Below are 19,392 nucleotides of genomic sequence, written 5' to 3'. Positions count from 1 at the left end.
CTGATTCGTGTTACAAAAGTTGGTTGGACGCGGTATAGAGTCGTGTGCATGTTCGAACTGGTTGTCCCGGATGCGTCCTTCTACCCATCGTTTGCCGAGTCCCACCGCGAGTGGGACGGCGCCCATCAAGACGGTGCTGGGCTCTCGCCAGACGACAACATCATCAGCCCGGAAGGGTTCGATGCCTGGGTCCGAAGGCTGTTGGGTGCGGCGCACGTCGTCGAGTCTGGCGGCATTGTTCCTTGCACCTATCGCTGGATCACAGAGGGCTCGCGGTATGTGGGAGCGATTGCCTTCCGCCACCACCTCACTCCGGCGCTGCTGCACTCGGGCGGGCATATTGGATACGGCGTGCGGCCTTCCGATCGCGGGCGAGGGGCGGCATCGTGGGCCCTGCAGGAAATGTGTGCTCGGCTGGCGGCGCAGGGGGAGCCTGACCGTGTTCTCCTGACCTGCGATGATGCGAATGCAGCGTCAGCCAGGGCTATCGAGCGTTGTGGAGGCCTCCTCGAGGACGTGAGGATGGGCGGGAACGGGCGCTATTTTCGGCGGTACTGGATCGACTTGGCGCGCTTTGAGTCAGAGGGGCTTGCTGCATTTCCAGCTAAAGCATCCGCGCCAGATGGCGGCCCGCAGTCCTCACGGTGAAGAGACAGCGGTCCGAGAGCGTATATCCCTGTCGAGAATTACGACGGCGGCGCGTGGCTGTCGTTCGCGTGCTGCTTTCAACTGGACGGCCAGTTCGCGGCGCCCGGTCCGTCGAACAACGCGCTGGTGCTGCTCTGGGGTACCACGACGTGGACGGCGTTGCGCTGGACGGTGAAGTCGGTGGGCGTGGTGGTCGCGATCTCGCCGTCGAGGTTTACCGGCAGCGGCGGCTCAGTGACCAGCCGGACACGCCGGCTGGTCAGGTGGTACACCCGGTCGTGTTCGATGAAGCTGCCGTCCTTGAGCAGCCGTGCGATACTCACGTGCTCCCGGAGCGGGCCGGCCAGGATGGCGTAGATGTCGAGGGTGTGATCGTCGATCCCTGCAGTGGGAGAGACCGTGTTGCCGCCGCCGTAATGCCGGCCATTGCCGACGGCCACCTGCAGCAGGTTTTCCAGTTCCATCGGCTCGTGGTCGCCCTCGGGGAACTCGAGGCGGGCCCGGAACGGCTTGTGCCGGGCATAAGCCCGAAGCGTGGCGATGCTGTACGCCAATGGCCCGATGTACCGCTTCAAGCGGGGGCTCAGAGCCTCCGTCACAGCCACCGACAGGCCCACGGACGCGACATTGAGGAATGGCTCACCGTTAGCCCGGCCGAGGTCGATGTCCACCACCTTCCCTTCTGCGACGGTGGCGCACGCCTCGGCAAGAATATTTGGTATCTCCAGCGTGCGGGCGAAGTCGTTGGCGGTGCCCAGGGGAAGAACGCCTAACATAACGTCGGTGCCTGCAACGCGACCAGCGGCGCAGGTCATTGTCCCGTCGCCGCCACCGACAACAATCATGTCGTGCCCGTCCGCAACCACCCGGTCAAGCGTCGCGGCCAGGTCGCCCCCGGACAGGACGTGGTGCACGGAGGAGATCGGCACGCCTGCCTTGCGCATCGCGTCCACGGCAAGTTCGTGTGCCGCCCCTCGGCGTGATCCGGCGTTGATCACAACGGCGGCAGAGCGGGCGTCTCGGGCAGACTTCATTCGGATCATGGTAGGCGGTGGACCTGTGAATTCCCGCAGGGGACTGGGTAGGATCTAGGACACCTGTATCCTGACAATGCAGGTTGAATGGCTACAGCGGCCATTAACCAAGCTCGGTTCGCGGCCGGATGACGGTCCGGAATCCAGGGCCGTAGCCATCCACGTTGTCGAATCACCGCCGCAATCGTCAGTCTGCGATCGGCCCCCCGGACTCTTGGAATGGATCCTTATCAGTACCGACACGCCAGCTCCCGTGGGAATCCCGACGCCGGTCCTCAAGCCCTCACGCGGAGTTGCGGTGGATGATCCCGCCGTCGTGACCTGGGCCGAGGCTGGTGAGAGCATGACCGCGCGATGGCGTTCGGCGAACGGCAGACCGGCGCCGACGCGCGTCGAAGTGGTCTCCGACTCTCTCACGGCCGATGATGCGAACCGGATGGCGTCACAGGGGATCGCGATGCTCTGGCACGGTGACTTCCACAACGCACGGCAGATCCTCAACGCCATGGACCGGCGGATGAGCGCCGGAAAGAAAGAGACCGCAGCAACTCCGGCCGATAAGTTCTATCGGCACCGCCAGTCCCGCTCGCATCGTGCACGCGTTCTCGGCCTGCTGCTGATTCCGCTTGATCCGGGCCCGGTGGTACCGCTGCGCCGTGCACCGGACATCCGGCAGGCCGCCGCTGAAGCGTACGGCGATATCGGCGAACCTTCCATCGTGTCCCTGCATGAGCTTGTCGGGGCCATTGGCGCCCACGAGTGGCGACGGAACGGCGTCCACGTCGATGCCCTGCAGGGCCGCATCCACCCGCACTACGGCACGTTCTTCCCCACCCGGAGCGAGTATGTGGATCTCGTGGCCGCCGCGCCGCTTCCCTCTGACACGCTGGCGTTCGACGTCGGAACCGGCACCGGGGTGCTCGCTGCCGTCCTCGCCCGCCGCGGCGTCCAGCGCGTGGTGGCGACGGACAATGAACCGCGTGCAATCGCCTGCGCCGCTGAAAATTTCCGGAACCTCGGTGTCCAGGACCGCGCTGAGGCCGTCCTGACCGACATGTTCCCGCCCGGGCGGGCACCCCTCATCGTGTGCAACCCGCCCTGGATTCCGGCCACGCCGCATTCCACCCTGGATAACGCCGTCTACGACCCCGGGAGCAGGATGCTGTTCCGCTTCCTGAACGGACTCTCCGACCATCTGGAACCGGGCGGTGAGGCCTGGCTTGTCCTCTCCGACCTGGCCGAGCACCTTGGCCTGCGGACGCGTGACGATCTGCTGACCGCCATCACGGCGGCCGGGCTGAAGGTGGTGGAACGGCTGGACACCAAGCCAACGCATCCGAAGGCATCGGACCGCGACGATCCCCTGTTCGAGGCGCGCTCGGCCGAGGTCACGTCGCTGTGGCGGCTTGTTCGCCGGTAATCATAAACTTCCCCGCAGCGCGCGCCAGCCACCGGACAGAAGTAGGCTATGGATCTGGTCCTGTCAGGGAGCGGGAGATGCCGTCTTCTGAACAGCCGGTTTCTGAACGGGTTTCTGGTTGGCGAGGCCTCGAGTGGGGGGTGGACCCGAGCAGGCATGGCAACCATGCACCAGACTTAGGTGCGTGACGAACAAACCCCGTCCCGGCCTCGCGATCGCTGCGCTCAGCCTCGGCACCTCCCTGAACCCGTTGAACTCGTCGATGATCGCCGTCGCGCTGGTGGTCCTGCGGGAGGATTTCGCGCTCGACGTCGCCACCGTCACCTGGGTGATCACCTCGTTCTACCTCGCGTCCGCGGCCGGACAGAGAATGTCAATCTGACTTGAGCCCGCCTTGGGGTGAAAGTGCAGTCTGATCGGGGCCCACCTGAGTAGGTCAACTTGATTCAAAGCCGGTGTGACGACCCGATGCATGACCACCCACGACTTCGCTGACCAGCGCCAGCGAGTGATCGAGTCGTTGAGGCTGACGCTCTTTGTTCCTCCCCATTCTTCGGACCAAATCGCCGCCCTTTGTCAATTCCGAATCTGCCGGCGGACGTTCTGTTCCGGGTCAACCTTGGCCAGCAGGGTGCGCTCGGCCATCTGCGCCATTTTTCGTGTCGCTGGCGAGAGATACGATGCTTCACGCTGGATGAGGGCAATGGTGTCGTACAGGGGTTCGGCAAAAGGAACTGCTTTGATGTTTTTCGGGAATCCGGCTCCATTGACGATCGCTTGGGGAACGAAGGTGTCCGCGGCTCCGGCGGCCACGAGCCCAAGGGCGGTATCGACGTGCTCCACTTCAATTGCGGGATCGATTTTGAGGCCCTTGAGCCTGGCGCGCTCCAAAATCTGCCGGCGCGTGGGGTCCCGCCAACCGGCAAATGCGTCGTAGAGCACCAGCTTTGACGCCGCGAGCTCCTGCATGGTCATGGGACCCTGTGACGGATCGCGCGTGGCCGAGACGTAAAAAACCTGGTCCCGGAAGAGCGACCTTACCTGCAGTCCCGTTTCGACCACAGGAAGAACGATGAGCCCTGCCTCGATCTCACCGGACGCCACGGATTCAGCCACAGCGACCGAGTTCAGGCCCACCAGGCGCACTTTTACCTTGGGATACCGCCGGTGGAATCGCTGGACGAGGTCCGCGAGATCGTAGTGCGCTCCGTACCGCAGCACTCCGAAGGTGCATACGCCTCCTTCCAGGGAGGACATGGATTTCAAGGCTTCCACCCCGTTGTCAAACGACGTCACAGATCGCTGTGCGTGCTGCTGCAATTCCACGGCAGCCGTAGTGGGGATGAGACGGCGCCCTCCGCGGGTAAAAAGGCTGTGGGCCAGCTCCTGTTCGAGCCTGTTGATGAGCTCTGAGACGGAAGCTTGGCTTGTTTCCAACTTTCGTGCTGCCGCGGTAAAGGAACCAAGCTCATAGGCGGCCAGAAAGGCCCGAAGCTGCGCCAGTGTCATGCCCCCAGCCTATAGGGCGACCCTATGACTGGCATACGCAAAGGCCCCATTGTGCTATGCCTCCGGGGCGCGTACGTTGTGACCCATGCAACTAGCTGAACGTGACAGGGCATACATTCGGGGAAACTTCACCACGCTGAAGAGCCCAGCTGTAGGGGGCGTCCCCGCCCAGCGACTGCCGGAAGTCATTGAAACCGTTTCGGTCATGCTCGGCGACATAGAGAGAAACGGGATCGACGCCGTCGTCAAATACTCACGGCAACTCGACGCCTGGTCCGGTCAAAGCCTCGAGGTCAGCCCGGAAGACCTGGCCAAGACCGGGGACTCACTGTCCGCCGAGTTGCGTGAGGCCCTCATGGCCAGTGCCGAGCGGACCCGGCTGTTCGCCGTCGAGCAGCGCGAACACCTGACGGATTTCGAAACCGAACTCCTCCCCGGGGTTTTCACAGGACAAAAGAACGTTCCTGTTGCCAGAGTGGGGGCCTACCTGCCGGCGGGCAGGTTCCCCATCCTCGCCAGTGCCTTCATGACCGTGGGGGTTGCCAAAGCCGCCGGCGTTCCCAGCGTCGTCGCCTGTACCCCGCCCACGGGACCCGGCGGGCACCCGGCTGTACTCTACGCCGCCTACCTCGCTGGCGTTGACCGGGCGTTTACCGTGGGCGGCGTACAGGCGATGGCGGCGATGGCCTTCGGCCTGCTGGGTGAGCAGCCCGCGGATATTCTGGTGGGCGCAGGCAACGCCTACGTAACTGAGGCCAAACGCCAGCTGTTCGGGCGCGTCGGCATTGATCTCCTTGCGGGCCCCTCCGAAGTCGCCGTGATCGCTGACGAAACGGCGGATGCGGAGCTTGTGGCTGCGGACCTTCTCGGCCAAGCCGAACACGGACCGCAATCACCGGCATCCCTGGTGACCACATCCCAGGAGTTCGGCGAGGAGGTCATGCGGCATATCAGCAAGCAGCTGCGGACGCTGGACACCCGGGACATCGCCGGCCCGGCGTGGCGGGACTACGGCACCGTTTACGTCGCCGAGGACCGCGCGACGGCGGTGCAGATCATGGACCTGCTGGCGCCGGAACACCTCGAGATTCAAACGTCCGACGATTCCTACTACCATGCGAACCTGCAAAACTACGGCTCCATCTTCCTGGGTCCGTGGTCCACGGTTGCCTACTCAGACAAGGGCACCTCAGGCACCAACCATGTCCTGCCCACTGGTGGCGGCGCCCGGTACTCGGCAGGGCTCTCGGTGTCCCGCTTCCTGAAACCGCTGACGTTTCAGCGGGTTGAAAAAGACGCCACTCCGCGCCTGGCTAACTACGTGGCAACGATCTCCGGATTCGAAGGCATGGAGGCTCACAAGGCCACTGCTACCCTGCGGCTCGACCGCTTCAACCGATAAAAACCATCACTAACGAAGGCACTTCACGATGAACAAAAATATGCTCCGCAAGCGGTTTGCTGCATTGGTGCCTATGGGCGTAGCTGTCGCCCTGGCCATGACCGCTTGCGGCTCAGGAAGCGGCGGCGGGTCCAGCACCGGCGGGGCCGAACAGAAGACCATTACCATCGCCACCTCCAACGACGCCCCCTTCTCCTACACCGACCAGGCAACCGGTGAACTCAAAGGCATCGACGGGGAAATGATCAACGCCATCGCCGCGGCGAAGGGATGGAAGGTCAAAGTCTTCACCTCGGAGTTCGCCACGCTGATTGCGGCGCTGAACGCGAAGAAGGCCGACGTCATCGTGGATGCGATGTACATCACCGACGATCGCAAGAAGGAGATCAACTTCACCGAGCCCTGGTACACCGAGGGTGAGGCCATGGTGGTTCCCGCGGATTCCACTTTGGCCTCGCGCGACGACGTCAAGGGCAAGGTGCTCGGCGCTCAGACCGGCACGGTATTCAAGGACCTCGTGGACAGCCTCGGCGGAAGCCAGGTCAAGCTCTTCGACTCGCAGGCGGCCCTGCTCGCAGCAGTGGAAAACAAACAGGTCGACGCCGTGTTCACGGACAGCGCCGTCATCGGTTACAGCCTCGTCCAGAAACCGAACCCCAAGCTCAAGCTCGTCGACCCCTATGAGCCGTTCTACCCGGGCATCATCGGAGCCGGAGTGCGCAAGGACGATACGCAGCTGCTGCAGGACCTGAACTCGGGACTGACTGAGCTCAAGAATTCGCCCAAGTACCTTGAGATCCTCAAGAAGTACGGCCTCGGTGAAGCCAACATGGTCAAGTAGATTTCAACTCACGCAGGGCCGGCGGGCATTCGCTAGTGCCGCGGCTCCGCCGGCCCTGCCCGACCCTTGACTTAGGGATTCCTTCATGGACTTCATCACCAACACGCTCGCCGTGTTCCCTGCCCTCCTTTTTGCCGTGCCCGTTGTCGTCCAACTTGCCCTCGGCGCCATGGCGCTGGCGCTAGTCCTCGGCCTCCTGATTGCCTTGGCGCGGATCTCCAACATCAAAATCCTCCGCGGAATAGCCACCTTCTACCTCGAAGTGATCCGTGGAACCCCGCTGCTGGTGCAGTTGGTCTACATCTTCTTCGTGCTTCCCAGCATCGGGGTGTCCATCGAACCGGTTCCGGCCGGCATCCTGGGCCTGGGCCTGAACTACGCCGCCTATCTCTCAGAAGTTTTCCGCTCCGCCATCCTGTCCGTGGAACACGGCCAAACCGAGGCCGCCCTCTCGCTCGGATACACACCTACCAAAACCCTTTGGAAAGTGGTCATTCCGCAGTCATTCGTTGTTTCCATGGGGCCAATCGGCAACTACTTCATCGCGATGGTCAAGGACACCGCGCTGACCTCGGTGATCGCCGTGACCGAGATCCTGAAGACAGCCAACATCCTCAACAGCCAGACCTTCCAGACCACGGCCATCTATACCGCCGCGGCCATTCTCTATCTGATTATCAGCCTGCCGCTTTCGCGCATCGTGGTAGTGCTTGAACGAAAGGCCCGGGCCAATGGCTGACGACACCATCATCGAGGTCCGCGACGTCCACAAAACTTTCGTCTCGGAAACAAAGCGGACGCTATGGAGCCGACTGACGGGCCGCCCCCACGTGGAAAAACGGGTGGAAGTGCTCAAGGGCGTGGACCTGGTGGTCCACCGCGGCGAAACCATCGCGATCCTGGGGTCCAGCGGATCCGGTAAGAGCACCCTGCTGCGCTGTATCAACAAACTGGAAACCATCGAAGCCGGGCGGATCTACGTCAACGGGCACCTGATCGGCTACGAAGAACGCGACGGCGGACTGATCGCCGAAAAAGCCTCGATTACCGCCCAAAAGCGCACCGACATCGGGTTCGTCTTTCAACACTTCAACCTGTTCCTCAACAAGACGGCCCTGGGCAACGTCATGGCACCGTTGCGGGACGTGAAAAAGCTCTCCGCCTCAGAGGCCCGCAATATAGCCGTCCCCAACCTCGAAATGGTGGGACTAGGCGACAAGATGGAGAACTACCCCAGCAAGCTCTCCGGCGGCCAAAAGCAGCGCGTTGCTATCGCCCGTGCCCTCGCCATGGAACCCAGCGTCATGCTCTTCGACGAACCCACATCGGCACTGGACCCGGAACTGGTGGGCGAAGTCCTCTCCGTCATCAAGAAAATCGCCCAGCAGGGAACCACCATGGTCATCGTCACCCACGAAATGCAGTTCGCCCGGGAAATTGCCGACCGAATTGTTGTCATGGACCAGGGAATCATCGTCGAGGAGGGCCCACCAAGCCAGATCTTCACTGCCCCGCAGCACCCGAAGACCCGGGCGCTGCTGAGCCGTTCCGGAATCCTGCCGGCCTAAAGGTACCGGAAGTCATTCGCTCACCGCTGGTCACATAAATCAGAGGCGGCATGAATTGGCTCGGGGACGCGATCAACGGAAGCAAAAAGGGGTAGTGGGAAAATCTTCACCAGGACCAACGCCCCCCACTTATCGGTTACCCCAAGAAACGAGGGCCCTGCCAAAGGTCGTTGGTCATGACGTTCTGAGGCTATGGGCGAGACGGTAGGAGTCCGTACCTGTTTCAATGATGTTGCCGTTGAAGGTGAGCCTGTCGACGATAGCGGCGCAGAGGCGCGGGTCGGTGAAGGTTTTGGTCCAGCCGGAGAAGGATTCGTTGGAGAACGGGCGTCCCGGGCAGCCTTCATGTGGGACATGTTAGGTCGTCGACCTGTGAATTCCAGCTACCCCGCCACCGCCGCTTTCGCCTCCTGCTTGGCCTGCATCCATTCGCTCAGCCACGGGGCCCGCACGCTCGACGTGATCCGGCAGTCGGCCACGAAGGTTCCCTTGGCGCCGGCGTCGATCCAGTCCTGGAGCGCGGAAAGGTCCGCAAGTGAGCGGATGATTGCCGACTCGGCACCGAGCGCGCGGGCGATGCCGCTGAAGTCCACTTCGGGGATCAGCATGGGCTTTTCGGTCAGGCCCTGGGAGCCGTACTGGTGGATTTCGGCTCCGTAGGCGGCATCGTTGTAGATCACGACGACGGCGCTGCGTGCCGCCCCAATGAGGGATTCGAGGTCGGACAGGCCCATGAGGAAACCGCCGTCGCCGGAGGCCAGCACCAGGGTGCGGCCGTCCTCCACCGCGCGGGCTGCCCCGACGGCGCTGGCAAGGCCCAGACCGATGGCCTGGTAGGCGGTCCCCACCATCACCAGGTCCTGCGGCCGCGGGATGCGCCAGTACATGGGTGCCCAGCCGACGAAGTGCCCGCCGTCCTGGACCACCGTGCGGCGCTCCGGCAGCACCGCGTCCAGTGCCGCGGCAAGGGAGCGCGGGTCCAGCCGGCCGTCCGGGGTCTCGTCGGAGCCTGGGTGATGGGCCGGTCCTTCGGCCAGGCGTTTGCGGGCTTCCGCGCGCCAGGCATCTGCGCGGCCTGCGTCCGGTGAGGCCGTGCCATCCAGGATCCGGAGTAGGCGTCCCGCGGCAGACTTCACGTCCGCGCTGACGAACGTATCCACGCGAGGGTGCGTCGGCTGCAGGGCGGCGTCGATCTGGATGACGGTGCTGTCCGGGCCGAGCAGGTGCCCGAACCGCATGGTGAAGGGGCTCAGGCTCGCCCCGGCCACGAGCACCACATCAGCCTCACCCATAAGCCCGGTCGCGGTGTCCGTGCCGAAGCCGCCCGCGACGCCGAGATACCCCTCGCCCTGGAGGAGGTTGAGCGCCAGGGCGGTTCCGGCGGTCAGTGCGCCCAGGCGGTCGGCGAACTCCCGGAGCTCCGGGCCGGCGCCGGCGAGATGCGCACCGCGGCCGGCGAGGATCAGCGGCCGCTTCGCCCCGGCGAGCAGCCGGGCTACCTGCACGAGGCCGCCGACGACGTCGTCAGTCACCGCCGCTGCCAGCGGCGCCGGAAGTTCCTCTTCAGCAGTTTCGAGCGCCGCGAGGTCGTAGGGAATGGCAATAACGACGGCGGTCCGCTTGGTGAGCGCGTACTCCACCGCCTGCTGCGTGATGGAGCCCGCGGCCTCGCGGGTGACGGTGAAGGTCGCCGCGCCGAGGCCCGCGGCGATTGCCGCCTGGTCCACGTCCTGGGGCCGGGCGCCGCTGCTCGGCGCGTCCCCGGTCACCAGCACCACGGGGATCTGGGCCTGGACCGCCTCGGCGAGGGCGGTGAGTGCATTGGTGTAGCCGGGGCCGTAGGTAGTGGTGCCCGCTGCGAGACGTCCTGATGTCCGGTAGTAGGCGTCGGCCGCGGCGATGGCGGCGCCTTCATGGCGGACGGGGGAGAAGCGGAGACCCAGCTTTTCCGCGGCGTCCAGGAAGTAGACGTTGCCGTTGCCCATCACGCCGAATACATCGCTGAGATAGCTGCTGAGAACCTGCGCCACGCGGCCGGAGACGGTAAGTGAAGTCATGCAGGAATCATGTGGGCTGGTTCACAGATAGGCAAGAGAGTCGAGTTTGATTGGGATATTTGGCAGGATGTGTCTGTCACAACTGAAAATATGCGCACTTGTGGTGTGCATCACCCGCGTTTAGTTGGAAGGGCGGTTTTCCTGCTCGGAGAGCCGGCTCAGGAGGCCGTCGTAGCGGGGCGGCATGAGTTCCAGTACGGAAATGGCCGTGCTGGTCCGCTGGATCCCCTCGATTTCCAGGATCTGGTTGGTGATGCGGTAGAGGTCGGCCGTGCTGCGTGCCACCACCTTGGCCATGAGGTCCGCGTCCCCGGTGGTGGCGTGCACCTCGATGACCTCCGGGATCGCGGCGAGCCCGTCTTCCACCGCACCTGTCCGCGTCTGGCTGATGGACAGCGAGAGGAAGGCCATCAGGTCATAACCAAGCGCGGCGGGATCCAGCCTCCGGCTGAAGGAGCGGAGGGCGCCGCTGCGCTCGAGCCGTGACAGCCGGGCGTGGACCGTGTTCCGTGCGACGCCGAGCGTCCGCGAGAGTGCCAGGGCGCTGGCTTCGGGATCGTTGTCGAGGGCCAGGATGATCCTGCCGTCGAGGGAATCCAGGGTGCGAGGGTTCGGGATGGTCATATTTTCACCACAGACAGTAGAAGTTGAGCAGAAGTCCCAATGGGTTGAGGGTATCTTGCATTGTGGGACGGGTCACAATCATGATCGGTGCTCATGACCCGTGATCAGCTCCTGACCGCACCGGACACCGCGCTCCCCACTCTTCGTGGCGCCGTGGCCGGACTTCCGCCCTACGTCCCGGGCCGGCGCAGCGCCGGCCTGGACATTGCAGCCCTCGCCAGCAACGAAAGCCACTACGAGCCACTGCCAGCTGCCGCCGCTGCGGTGGCCGCAGCGGCCGGTACGATGAACCGCTACCCGGACAGTGCCGCCGTCGAACTCCGCGAACGGCTTGCCCGCCACCTCGGCGTCACGGCCGGAGAGGTGGCGGTGGGACCCGGCAGCGTGGGCGTCCTCCAACAGATCATCACCGGACTTTGCGACGCCGGAGATGAAGTGATCTTCGCGTGGCGCTCGTTTGAGGCCTACCCCATCCTGGTTGAGCTGGCAGGCGCCCGGCCGGTCCGCATCCCGCTGGACGGCGCTGAGGGCCACGACCTCGATGCCATGGCTGCGGCCGTCACTGCCCGCACCAAGGTCATCCTGCTCTGCACCCCCAACAACCCGACCGGCGTGCCGATCAGCCACGAACGCATCGAGGCCTTCCTGCAATCCGTCCGCTCCGACATCCTCGTGGTGATCGACGAGGCCTACGTGGAATACGCCGAAGCGGGCAGCGGTCCCGATTCCCTGGCGCTGTACCGCCAGTACCCGAACGTCTGCATCCTGCGCACCTTCTCGAAGGCCTACGGACTCGCCGGCCTGCGCGTGGGATACGCCGTGGCAGCGCCGGACATCGCCGAGGGGCTGCGCCGGACCGCTCTGCCCTTCTCGGTGAGCGCGCTGGCCCAGAAGGCGGCCATCGCGTCGCTGGACGCCGGGGAGGAGATGGAAGCGCGCGTCGCCGCCGTCAGGCAGGAGCGCACCCGGATGGCCGCGCAGCTGGAAGCCCAGGGCTGGAAACTGCAGGCGAGCCAGGGCAACTTCCTGTGGATCCGTGCGGATGACCGCCTCCTGGCGAGGCTAGTGGACGCGTTTGACCGCGCCGGCATCCTGGTCCGGGCCTACCAGGGCGACGGCGTGCGGATCACCGTTGCCGCCCCCGCTTCGAACGATCGCGTGCTCCGGCTTCTGGAAGCCCACCCAGCCTGACAAACCGACTGACCTGAAATTCAATCCGTTCCACCTACAACCAGAGGACTCCCCATGGAACAACAGACAATGACGTCTGGCCGCGCACTGGGCGCCGCACTCAAACCCCGCCAGCTCACCATGATGGGGCTCGGAAGCGCCATCGGCGCGGGCCTCTTCATCGGCTCCGGCGCCGGCATCCAGGCTGCCGGCCCGGCCGTTCTGATCTCCTACCTCGTGGCTGGCACCCTCATCATCCTGGTGATGTGGGCCCTCGGCGAGATGGCTGCCGCCAACCCGGACAGCGGTGCCTTCTCCGTCTATACCGCCAAGGCCTACGGGCCGGTGGCCGGTGCCACGGTGGGCTGGCTCTGGTGGCTGCAGCTCGTGGTGGTCATCGCGGCCGAAGCGCTCGGTGCTGCAGGACTGCTGGCCACCATCTTCCCGGCCCTGCCGGTGTGGCTGATGGCCTTCGTGTTCATTGTTGTGCTCACCGCTGTGAACCTCACCAGTGTGAAGAACTTCGGTGAGTTCGAGTTCTGGTTCGCCCTGCTCAAGGTGGCGGCAATCGTCGGGTTCCTCCTGGTGGGTGCTGCCCTGCTCTTCGGCTGGCTGCCGGGCGTGCAGTCGCCGGGCCTGGCCAACTTCACCGGCGACGGATTCGCGCCCGACGGTTTCGCCGGGATCGCCACGGCACTCTTCGTGGTGGCTTTCGCGTTCGGCGGCACCGAGATCGTTTCCGTGGCGGCAGCTGAGACCGCCGAGCCTGCCCGCAGCGTGAAGAAAGCGGTCCGCACGGTGCTGTGGCGCATCCTGGTCTTCTACATCGGTGCAATCTTCGTTATCGCGGCTGTTGTTCCCGTAGGTTCGGCGGGGCTGAAGAGCCCGTTCGCCGCGGTGTTGGAGGCCGCCGGCATGCCCGGCGCAGCCACCGCCATCACCCTGGTGGCCGTCGCAGCGCTGCTCTCCGCCCTCAACGCCAACCTCTACGGTGCGTCACGGATGGCGTACTCCCTCGCGGAGCGGGGAGAAGCACCACGCCTGCTTGCCTCGGTGTCCAAGGCGCGTGTCCCGGTTGTCGCAGTCCTGGCCAGCGTCGCTTTCGGCGTTGTCACGGTTGTGCTGGAGTTGGCTTTCCCGGAGAAGGTCCTTCCCGTCCTGCTCAATATCGTGGGTTCGACGTGCCTGCTGGTGTGGACGTCCGGGCTCCTCGCCCAGCTCGCGCTGCGCCTCCGCGCCGACCGCGAGGGGGCGGAGCTTCCCCTGCGGATGCCCGGCTTCCCGTGGCTCACGGTGTTTGGTCTGGTCATCCTCGCCGCGATCTTCACGGTGGGCTTCGTCGGCGAGGACTCCCGTCCCCAGCTCCTGAGCACGTTCGCACTCGTGGCGCTTCTGGCGGTGGCGAACTGGCTCCACCACCGGTCGGGGAACGTTGCACCGGTTGTCGAGTCTTCGGATAGTGCCAAGCAGCCGGTTCTTATCGACTGAACCAGCCGCTTCGACCCCTCCTCGGGTTCACGGCACACGAAGGGCGCGGTCCGGTCTGGCCGGGCGCGCCCTTCGCATTCGTCCAGTCCAGTCACCTTGGCGGGCACGGTACGGTTCTCCTGCTACACCCAAATTCACAGCCACCTGCGAGACGCTCAAGCGAGACAAGTTACACGTTGCCTCTAGCTGATGAACGGCACGGGCCGTGGAGTTGTGCGATGTCACGGAGCTAATTCCGTCGTGGGGCCCAAATGAGATGATTTGCCCATGACAGATTCAGAATGGCAAACAATCTACGGGACGCTCATGACTAGCGAGCCAATCGACGCTTACAGTGGTGTTTCTATCCCGACCGAAATGTTGAGGTCCTTGGCGCAGCAAATAAATACCGGTGGGATTCCCTGGCACATGGATCACGACCTGTCCAAACCGATCCGAATACGAAGTTTCGAAGCGTTTGTGGAGAGCCGCCGTGACGGCATTGACGAACTGAGGTTTCGTGCCGAGCTTCATGAGGAAGACGTTCAGTGGCTTGAGTCGCGTCCCGGGATGTCGACAACACTCGCAACTCCGCTCGCGCGTGACCAGAACGGGACGCCCAACGATGGTGCCATGATGCGGCTCAGCGCTGACCATGCCTGGTTCGCCGATGATGCTCTCATTGAGGCGGAGGAGCAACTGATCATGCAAGGCGTTGGTCGGGACCTGATTCAAGTTGAGCGTGCCTATCAGTTCGGCTTTATGCCTGACCCTCAGATCTTCATCGAGATCGTGTATCCCTTTCTGCAGTCAATGGCGCCAAACGTTGTTTGGGATGGCATAAAGAAGCTGTTCAGTCAGCGCAGAACACCCATCGGTGGGAACGTAGAAGCACCTACTGTTATCAACATGTCGATAGTTGACGGTGATCGTTCGCTCACTGCCGTCGTTACGACGAACGATGAAACGGTGGCACAACACGCTATTGGGTCACTTAATCAGGCTGTGACAGCTTTCTTCCAAAGCTCACCGGTCTCGCCCCCGGAGGCCAAGCCGAAATCGGTGACAGTGTGGGATGACGCGAGGCACAACTGGACCCCTCCAGCCTGACTCCTGCGACGACGAGGTGGCACCAGGCAGGGACGTCTTAATCACTGAAGACTCGGCCGCAACCCAAACGTCCGGCGGAGGATCCATCTAGGGGCACGCCAGTGCTCCTCGAGGACATCAACAGAGGGCGGGGAGTTTACCCTGGAGCGATTGAACAGGTTTCCCTGTTTTGCTTAGCTCCCCCTTTCGGATACGGGCTAATTGTTTTTCAGGAGGTTGTCAGCGCTTCCTGTACCCACGCGGGATTGTTGTACGGAAGCCCGTTGGCTGCCGCCATTCGTCCATCTTCGTTGGGTCTTCCTGCACCTTGCCGAGCCGGCAATGGTACGGACGAGAGCCGATAGCTCCCGCTTCAACTCAGCGTTCGGCTGCTTTCTTTGTTGTGGTCTGGTGCTTGCCGGATTCGTCCACCCACGACACGGTGTACTCGAGGTCGGGCTCTTCTCGCACCCTGGGAGGCTCGATAGCAAAGGTACTCGTGAATTTGGTACCAACGGCGTCGAAGTAAGCGTCGACAAGGGTGGCGTCTATGGGGTAATTCGTGTCCACGCTGACTGCGGTAGCTTTTCCGCCGCCAACGTTTTGAAAATCCAAGTAGCCATCGCGTATGGCCTTCTTGATAAGCCACACTGGTTGTGGAACAGGTACTGGACGGAGCAGTGCAAACGACTCTTGATTCGCCTTATGATCGGTTCCCCGAGCCCGAAGAATTTCTTTCCCTAGCCTCTCGGTTTCCGCTTTTTCAGCTGCCAGATCGTCTGTCAAAGCATTGTTGCTCTGTTTACGTGCCACCGCCTGCGCCCTTACTTGGGTGAGTTCCTTTTGGACAGCTCGAAGGCCGCTGGACAGGGACGTGTTCTGATTGCTGAGTTCGAGATTGTCTGCGGCCAGCGATTCGGAATCGGTTATGAGACGTTTCCCCATCATCCTGAACCAACGACCGATCGCATAAATAACTCCTGCTAATCGGCCAGTCTTTGGCCTAGGGCGACTCTGCGCCTTGGCGATCTGCCCTTTAAGCAAGTCCCAGCCGATGGGAACGACGACGGAGGCCGCGAGGGCCGCCACGGCAACTAGACCGGGGTAATCCTTCCCAAATTTGTCTACCTCACCCAAAAGTGCTCTCCAGTCCATAGCGAAGACTATATTCCAGATACATGAGCACATTTCGCACACAGTGTGTGAAAGGTGTGGTGGCTGCCGGGATAAGCACACTTCACGCGAAAAGCAAACTCACTATCAGGTGATCGGCCATACGACCGCCGCCAGTAGATCTACGGTAGGAGCCAAGCATCGGGAGTCAACACGTTAGTCAGTGAGACAAGTCGACTTTGGCTCCGCCCGGCGCCAGCCCCATAAACATCGTCCGGTGCAGGATGTCGACGTGCTTGCGCGAGACCTCCACCGCCCCCTGGACATCGCCGGCGCGCAGGGCCGCCACCAAGGCCACATGGTCGCAGTTCGATTTGTGCAGCAGTTCGATGGGGTACGGGATGAAGTACTCATAGAGCTCGGCCAGGGCCTCGTGATAAGCCTCGACGGCGGTCCCCAGCCCTGACGCCGTGCCCACCAGTTGGTGGAACTGCTCGTCAGCCTGGTGGTAGTCCGACCAGTCCGACGACTCAGCCATCTCGCGGATCAGCCGGTCGAGCTCATCGAGCTGCTCCGCCGTGGCGTTGAGCGTCGCGTAATGCGTCACCGCGCATTCGAACAGCAGCCTTCGGTCCACCATCCGGTTCACAGCCTGGGACTCGGCCGGTGAAGCCGAGAGCTCGGCCAGCACGCTCTGCGGAGGCTCATCCGCCACGAAGGTTCCGCCGGCCCGGCCGCGGCGGCGGACCACCACACCCTGTTCCGCCAGGCTCGCCAGTGCGCGTCGCGCGGTGATCGGGCTGACCGACAGGCCCAGGGCCACGTCCTCCTGATCGGGAAGTCGCTCGCCCGGTTTCAGCAGCCCCAGCGAAATCGCCATACCGATCCGCAACCGCACGGCGTCGATGGCGCTGCGCCGGTCGATGCCGGCCAGCCTGCCGGCGCCGATGGGCGAGGTGTCGGCGTTGTCCTCCAGCTGACGGGTCATATCCGCTACTTTACGGCCCATCTGCCCCTCTTCCCATAAATAGATCATTCTGATCTAATATAGTCCAGATCACATCCCCAACGCGGAGAACACCATGCAACGCACTCTTCCCCTCATCGCCGCCCAGGCCCGGCCCCGGCTCATCGGCGAACCCGTCTCGGCCTTCGCGGACGAGGTCAAAGCCGCCCTCGCCGTCCAGCCGCACAGCAAGCTCATCGTCTTCCCGGAACTGCACCTGTTCGCGGACTCGGAACCCGACCAGCAGCGCACCGAAATGCTGCAGGCTTCCGCGGAACCTCTGGACGGTCCCCGGGTCAAGGAGCTCCGGCAGCTCGCCGCGGACCTTGGCATCTGGCTCGTGCCGGGCAGCGTGTGCGAGCGCGGCCCGGAGGGACAGCTGTTCAACACCCAGCTGGTCCTGTCCCCGGAGGGAGAGCTCGCCGGCTACTACCGGAAGGTCTTCCCCTGGCGCCCGTTCGAGCCCTACGACCCCGGCGACCGGTTCACCACCGTGGACCTGGCCGGCATCGGCAGGGTGGGCCTGAACATCTGCTACGACGCATGGTTCCCGGAGGTCTCCCGCCAGCTCGCCTGGATGGGCGCCGAGGTGATCCTCAATGTCGTGAAAACCACGACGCCGGACCGCCGGCAGGAGCTGGTGCTCGCCAAGGCAAACGCCATCGTGAACCAGGTCTTTGTGGTCAGCGTCAACTGCGCCGGTCCCACCGGCAAGGGCCTGAGCATCATTGTCGACCCGGAGGGCAACACCCTGGCCGAGGCCCCCGACGACGCGCCCGTGCTGCTCACGGCGGAACTGGACCTTGCCGCCGTGGAACACGTCCGAACGCACGGCACCGAGAACCTCAACCGCCCGTGGTCCCAGTTCCGCGACGGCGAGGACGCCGTCGAACTGCCCGTCTACCAGGGCCGGATCAGCCCGGCCACCTGGGCTCCCCAGACCTTCAACGCCTAAGGAACAACCCGTGACAATTTCACCCACGCTCACCCGCACGCTGAAACTGCCCAGCCTGGTCCTGTTCGGACTGGCGTACCTGACCCCGCTGATCGTCCTGGGGATCTTCGGCATCATCGCCGAAACCACCGGCGGCGCATCACCGGCCGCCTACCTGGTGGCCATGGTCGCCATGCTGTTCACGGCGCACAGCTACGGCCGGATGGCCATCGCGTATCCCGTGGCCGGCTCCGCCTACACCTACGTCCGCCGGTCCATCGATCCCAGGGTGGGGTTCCTGGTGGGCTGGGCCATCCTGCTGGACTACCTCTTCCTGCCCATGGTCATCTGGCTCATCGGCGGCTCCTACTTGACCGCGCAGTTCCCCGGGATCCCCATTGGAGTCTGGATCGTGGGCTTCATCCTCATCACCACTGTGCTGAACATCCTGGGCATCAAGGTGGCGGACAAGGCCAACTACGTGCTGATGGCGTTCCAGCTGCTGGTCATCGTGTTCTTTGTGGCGCTGTCCATCGGCAACGTGGTGTCCACCTCCGGCGGCGGCGGCCTGGCCAGCACCCAGCCGTTCTTCAACGACACCTCCAGCATCGCCACCATCTCCGCCGGCGCCGCCATCGCCGCATACTCGTTCCTCGGGTTCGACGCCGTCACCACCCTCACCGAGGAGACCATAGAACCGCGGAAGAACATGCCCCGCGCCATCATGCTCATCGCCCTGATCGGCGGCGGTATCTTCGTGACTGTTTCCTACGTGACCCAGCTGGTCCACCCCGGCGGGGTGTTCGAGGACTCGGCCTCCGCGGCCAGCTCCATCGCACTCCAGATCGGCGGGCAGTTCTTCGGCGCCGTGTTCCTGGCCGGCCTGGTGGTGGCGCAGTTCGCCTCCGGCCTCGCCGCGCAGGCCAGCGCCTCCCGCCTGCTGTACGCGATGGGCCGGGACTCGGTCCTGCCCAAGGCGGTGTTCGGCCGGCTCAGCGCGAAGTTCCACACCCCGGTGGTGAACCTGATCGTCACCGGCATGGTGGGACTGATCGCGGTCTTCCTGGACGTGGCCACCTCCACCTCGTTCATCAACTTCGGCGCTTTCACCGCCTTCACCCTGGTCAACGCCTCGGTGGTGTTCCACTACGTGCGCCAGCGCCGTGCCGGGCACCAGCTGAACCCTGTGTCCTACGTGGTGGTCCCCGTAGTCGGAGCCATTATCTGCGCCTACCTGCTCTCCCAGCTGGACAGCAACGCGATTACGCTGGGAGTGTCCTGGCTGGTGCTCGGCATCGTGGTCCTGGCCCTGATCACCCGCGGTTTCAAGGCGGCACCGCCGGAGATGACGGCCACGGAAAAGGCGACGGTTGAAGCGGCCGCCTGAGCCGGACGCCGGAGTCTGGGCAGCCGCCCGAGCTGGGCCGGCTGACTGAGTATTTGAAGGTTTGGAAGCCACCCGATATTGCCTTTCGGGGCCATTGATATTGCCGGTGGGGGCCAGTGGCCG

At 63.8% G+C, this 19,392-nt stretch carries 17 protein-coding genes and 2 pseudogenes; 12 read left to right on the top strand and 7 right to left on the bottom strand.

Going from position 1 to position 19,392, the window contains the following annotated elements:
- Nucleotides 1-48 precede the first annotated feature (48 nt).
- A complete protein-coding gene (locus CXQ91_RS08365) occupies nucleotides 49-648 on the top strand; it encodes a GNAT family N-acetyltransferase (protein ID WP_104173466.1) in 600 nt (199 codons plus the stop codon).
- A gap of 77 nt (nucleotides 649-725) precedes the next feature.
- On the opposite strand, the gene CXQ91_RS08360 is transcribed toward CXQ91_RS08365, so the two are convergent.
- Nucleotides 726-1,682, bottom strand: coding sequence for a lipid kinase (locus CXQ91_RS08360; RefSeq protein WP_104173465.1), 957 nt, complete (start codon nucleotides 1,680-1,682; stop codon nucleotides 726-728).
- A gap of 253 nt (nucleotides 1,683-1,935) precedes the next feature.
- On the opposite strand from CXQ91_RS08360, the gene CXQ91_RS08355 reads away from it, so the two are divergent.
- Together CXQ91_RS08355 and CXQ91_RS08350 are read left to right on the top strand one after the other, a co-directional pair.
- Complete coding sequence (locus CXQ91_RS08355; RefSeq protein ID WP_258073886.1) at nucleotides 1,936-3,102, top strand: class I SAM-dependent methyltransferase; 1,167 nt, start codon at nucleotides 1,936-1,938, stop codon at nucleotides 3,100-3,102.
- A 184-nt stretch (nucleotides 3,103-3,286) separates the two neighbouring features.
- Nucleotides 3,287-3,469, top strand: a pseudogene (locus tag CXQ91_RS08350) (MFS transporter); the annotation flags it as partial.
- A gap of 209 nt (nucleotides 3,470-3,678) precedes the next feature.
- Here the strand turns inward: CXQ91_RS08350 and CXQ91_RS08345 are convergent.
- Nucleotides 3,679-4,611, bottom strand: coding sequence for a LysR family transcriptional regulator (locus CXQ91_RS08345; protein ID WP_104173464.1), 933 nt, complete (start codon nucleotides 4,609-4,611; stop codon nucleotides 3,679-3,681).
- A gap of 85 nt (nucleotides 4,612-4,696) precedes the next feature.
- Here CXQ91_RS08345 and hisD point away from each other — a divergent pair, with 85 nt between their 5' ends.
- From hisD to CXQ91_RS08325, 4 genes are all read left to right on the top strand, one after another.
- A complete protein-coding gene (gene hisD / locus CXQ91_RS08340) occupies nucleotides 4,697-6,013 on the top strand; it encodes a histidinol dehydrogenase (RefSeq protein WP_104173463.1) in 1,317 nt (438 codons plus the stop codon).
- Nucleotides 6,014-6,041: 28 nt separating this feature from the next.
- Entirely contained in the window at nucleotides 6,042-6,854 is an 813-nt protein-coding gene (locus CXQ91_RS08335) for an ABC transporter substrate-binding protein (protein ID WP_104173462.1), read from the top strand.
- Nucleotides 6,855-6,939: 85 nt separating this feature from the next.
- Nucleotides 6,940-7,593 (top strand): amino acid ABC transporter permease, encoded by a 654-nt coding sequence (locus tag CXQ91_RS08330; RefSeq protein ID WP_104173461.1) that lies wholly within the window; start codon nucleotides 6,940-6,942, stop codon nucleotides 7,591-7,593.
- Nucleotides 7,586-8,422 (top strand): amino acid ABC transporter ATP-binding protein, encoded by an 837-nt coding sequence (locus CXQ91_RS08325; RefSeq protein WP_104173460.1) that lies wholly within the window; start codon nucleotides 7,586-7,588, stop codon nucleotides 8,420-8,422. The genes CXQ91_RS08330 and CXQ91_RS08325 overlap by 8 nt, the downstream gene beginning before the upstream one ends.
- Before the next feature lie 174 nt (nucleotides 8,423-8,596).
- Here CXQ91_RS08325 and CXQ91_RS25010 read toward each other — a convergent pair.
- The 3 genes and pseudogenes from CXQ91_RS25010 to CXQ91_RS08310 all read right to left on the bottom strand — a co-directional run.
- Nucleotides 8,597-8,743, bottom strand: a pseudogene (locus CXQ91_RS25010) (ATP-binding protein); the annotation flags it as partial.
- A 62-nt stretch (nucleotides 8,744-8,805) separates the two neighbouring features.
- A complete protein-coding gene (locus CXQ91_RS08315) occupies nucleotides 8,806-10,479 on the bottom strand; it encodes a thiamine pyrophosphate-binding protein (protein WP_104173459.1) in 1,674 nt (557 codons plus the stop codon).
- Between the two features lie 120 nt (nucleotides 10,480-10,599).
- On the bottom strand, nucleotides 10,600-11,103 hold the full coding sequence (locus CXQ91_RS08310; RefSeq protein WP_104173458.1) for an Lrp/AsnC family transcriptional regulator: 504 nt from the start codon (nucleotides 11,101-11,103) through the stop codon (nucleotides 10,600-10,602).
- A gap of 93 nt (nucleotides 11,104-11,196) precedes the next feature.
- Here CXQ91_RS08310 and hisC point away from each other — a divergent pair, with 93 nt between their 5' ends.
- The 3 genes from hisC (at nucleotide 11,197) to CXQ91_RS08295 (ending at nucleotide 14,850) form a co-directional block, all read left to right on the top strand.
- A complete protein-coding gene (gene hisC, locus CXQ91_RS08305) occupies nucleotides 11,197-12,294 on the top strand; it encodes a histidinol-phosphate transaminase (protein ID WP_104173457.1) in 1,098 nt (365 codons plus the stop codon).
- A gap of 54 nt (nucleotides 12,295-12,348) precedes the next feature.
- Nucleotides 12,349-13,761: an amino acid permease gene (locus CXQ91_RS08300; RefSeq protein ID WP_104173456.1), complete on the top strand. Its 1,413-nt coding sequence runs from the start codon at nucleotides 12,349-12,351 to the stop codon at nucleotides 13,759-13,761.
- A 267-nt stretch (nucleotides 13,762-14,028) separates the two neighbouring features.
- Complete coding sequence (locus tag CXQ91_RS08295) at nucleotides 14,029-14,850, top strand: hypothetical protein (RefSeq protein WP_104173455.1); 822 nt, start codon at nucleotides 14,029-14,031, stop codon at nucleotides 14,848-14,850.
- Nucleotides 14,851-15,207: 357 nt separating this feature from the next.
- Here CXQ91_RS08295 and CXQ91_RS08290 read toward each other — a convergent pair whose 3' ends face one another.
- Together CXQ91_RS08290 and CXQ91_RS08285 are read right to left on the bottom strand one after the other, a co-directional pair.
- Nucleotides 15,208-15,984, bottom strand: a complete 777-nt coding sequence (locus CXQ91_RS08290; RefSeq protein ID WP_104173454.1) for a hypothetical protein — start codon at nucleotides 15,982-15,984, stop codon at nucleotides 15,208-15,210.
- Nucleotides 15,985-16,162: 178 nt separating this feature from the next.
- Nucleotides 16,163-16,930, bottom strand: a complete 768-nt coding sequence (locus CXQ91_RS08285; protein ID WP_258073885.1) for a FadR/GntR family transcriptional regulator — start codon at nucleotides 16,928-16,930, stop codon at nucleotides 16,163-16,165.
- Between the two features lie 94 nt (nucleotides 16,931-17,024).
- Here CXQ91_RS08285 and CXQ91_RS08280 point away from each other — a divergent pair, with 94 nt between their 5' ends.
- Complete coding sequence (locus tag CXQ91_RS08280; protein ID WP_104173453.1) at nucleotides 17,025-17,903, top strand: carbon-nitrogen hydrolase family protein; 879 nt, start codon at nucleotides 17,025-17,027, stop codon at nucleotides 17,901-17,903.
- A 10-nt stretch (nucleotides 17,904-17,913) separates the two neighbouring features.
- The gene (locus tag CXQ91_RS08275) at nucleotides 17,914-19,269 is read left to right on the top strand and encodes an APC family permease (RefSeq protein WP_258073884.1); all 1,356 of its coding nucleotides are present in this window, start codon (nucleotides 17,914-17,916) and stop codon (nucleotides 19,267-19,269) included.
- Nucleotides 19,270-19,392: the final 123 nt, after the last annotated feature.

Source organism: Arthrobacter sp. Y81, assembly GCF_002929335.1.
Taxonomy (GTDB): domain Bacteria; phylum Actinomycetota; class Actinomycetes; order Actinomycetales; family Micrococcaceae; genus Arthrobacter.
This window is presented reverse-complemented; position numbering and strand designations above follow the sequence as displayed.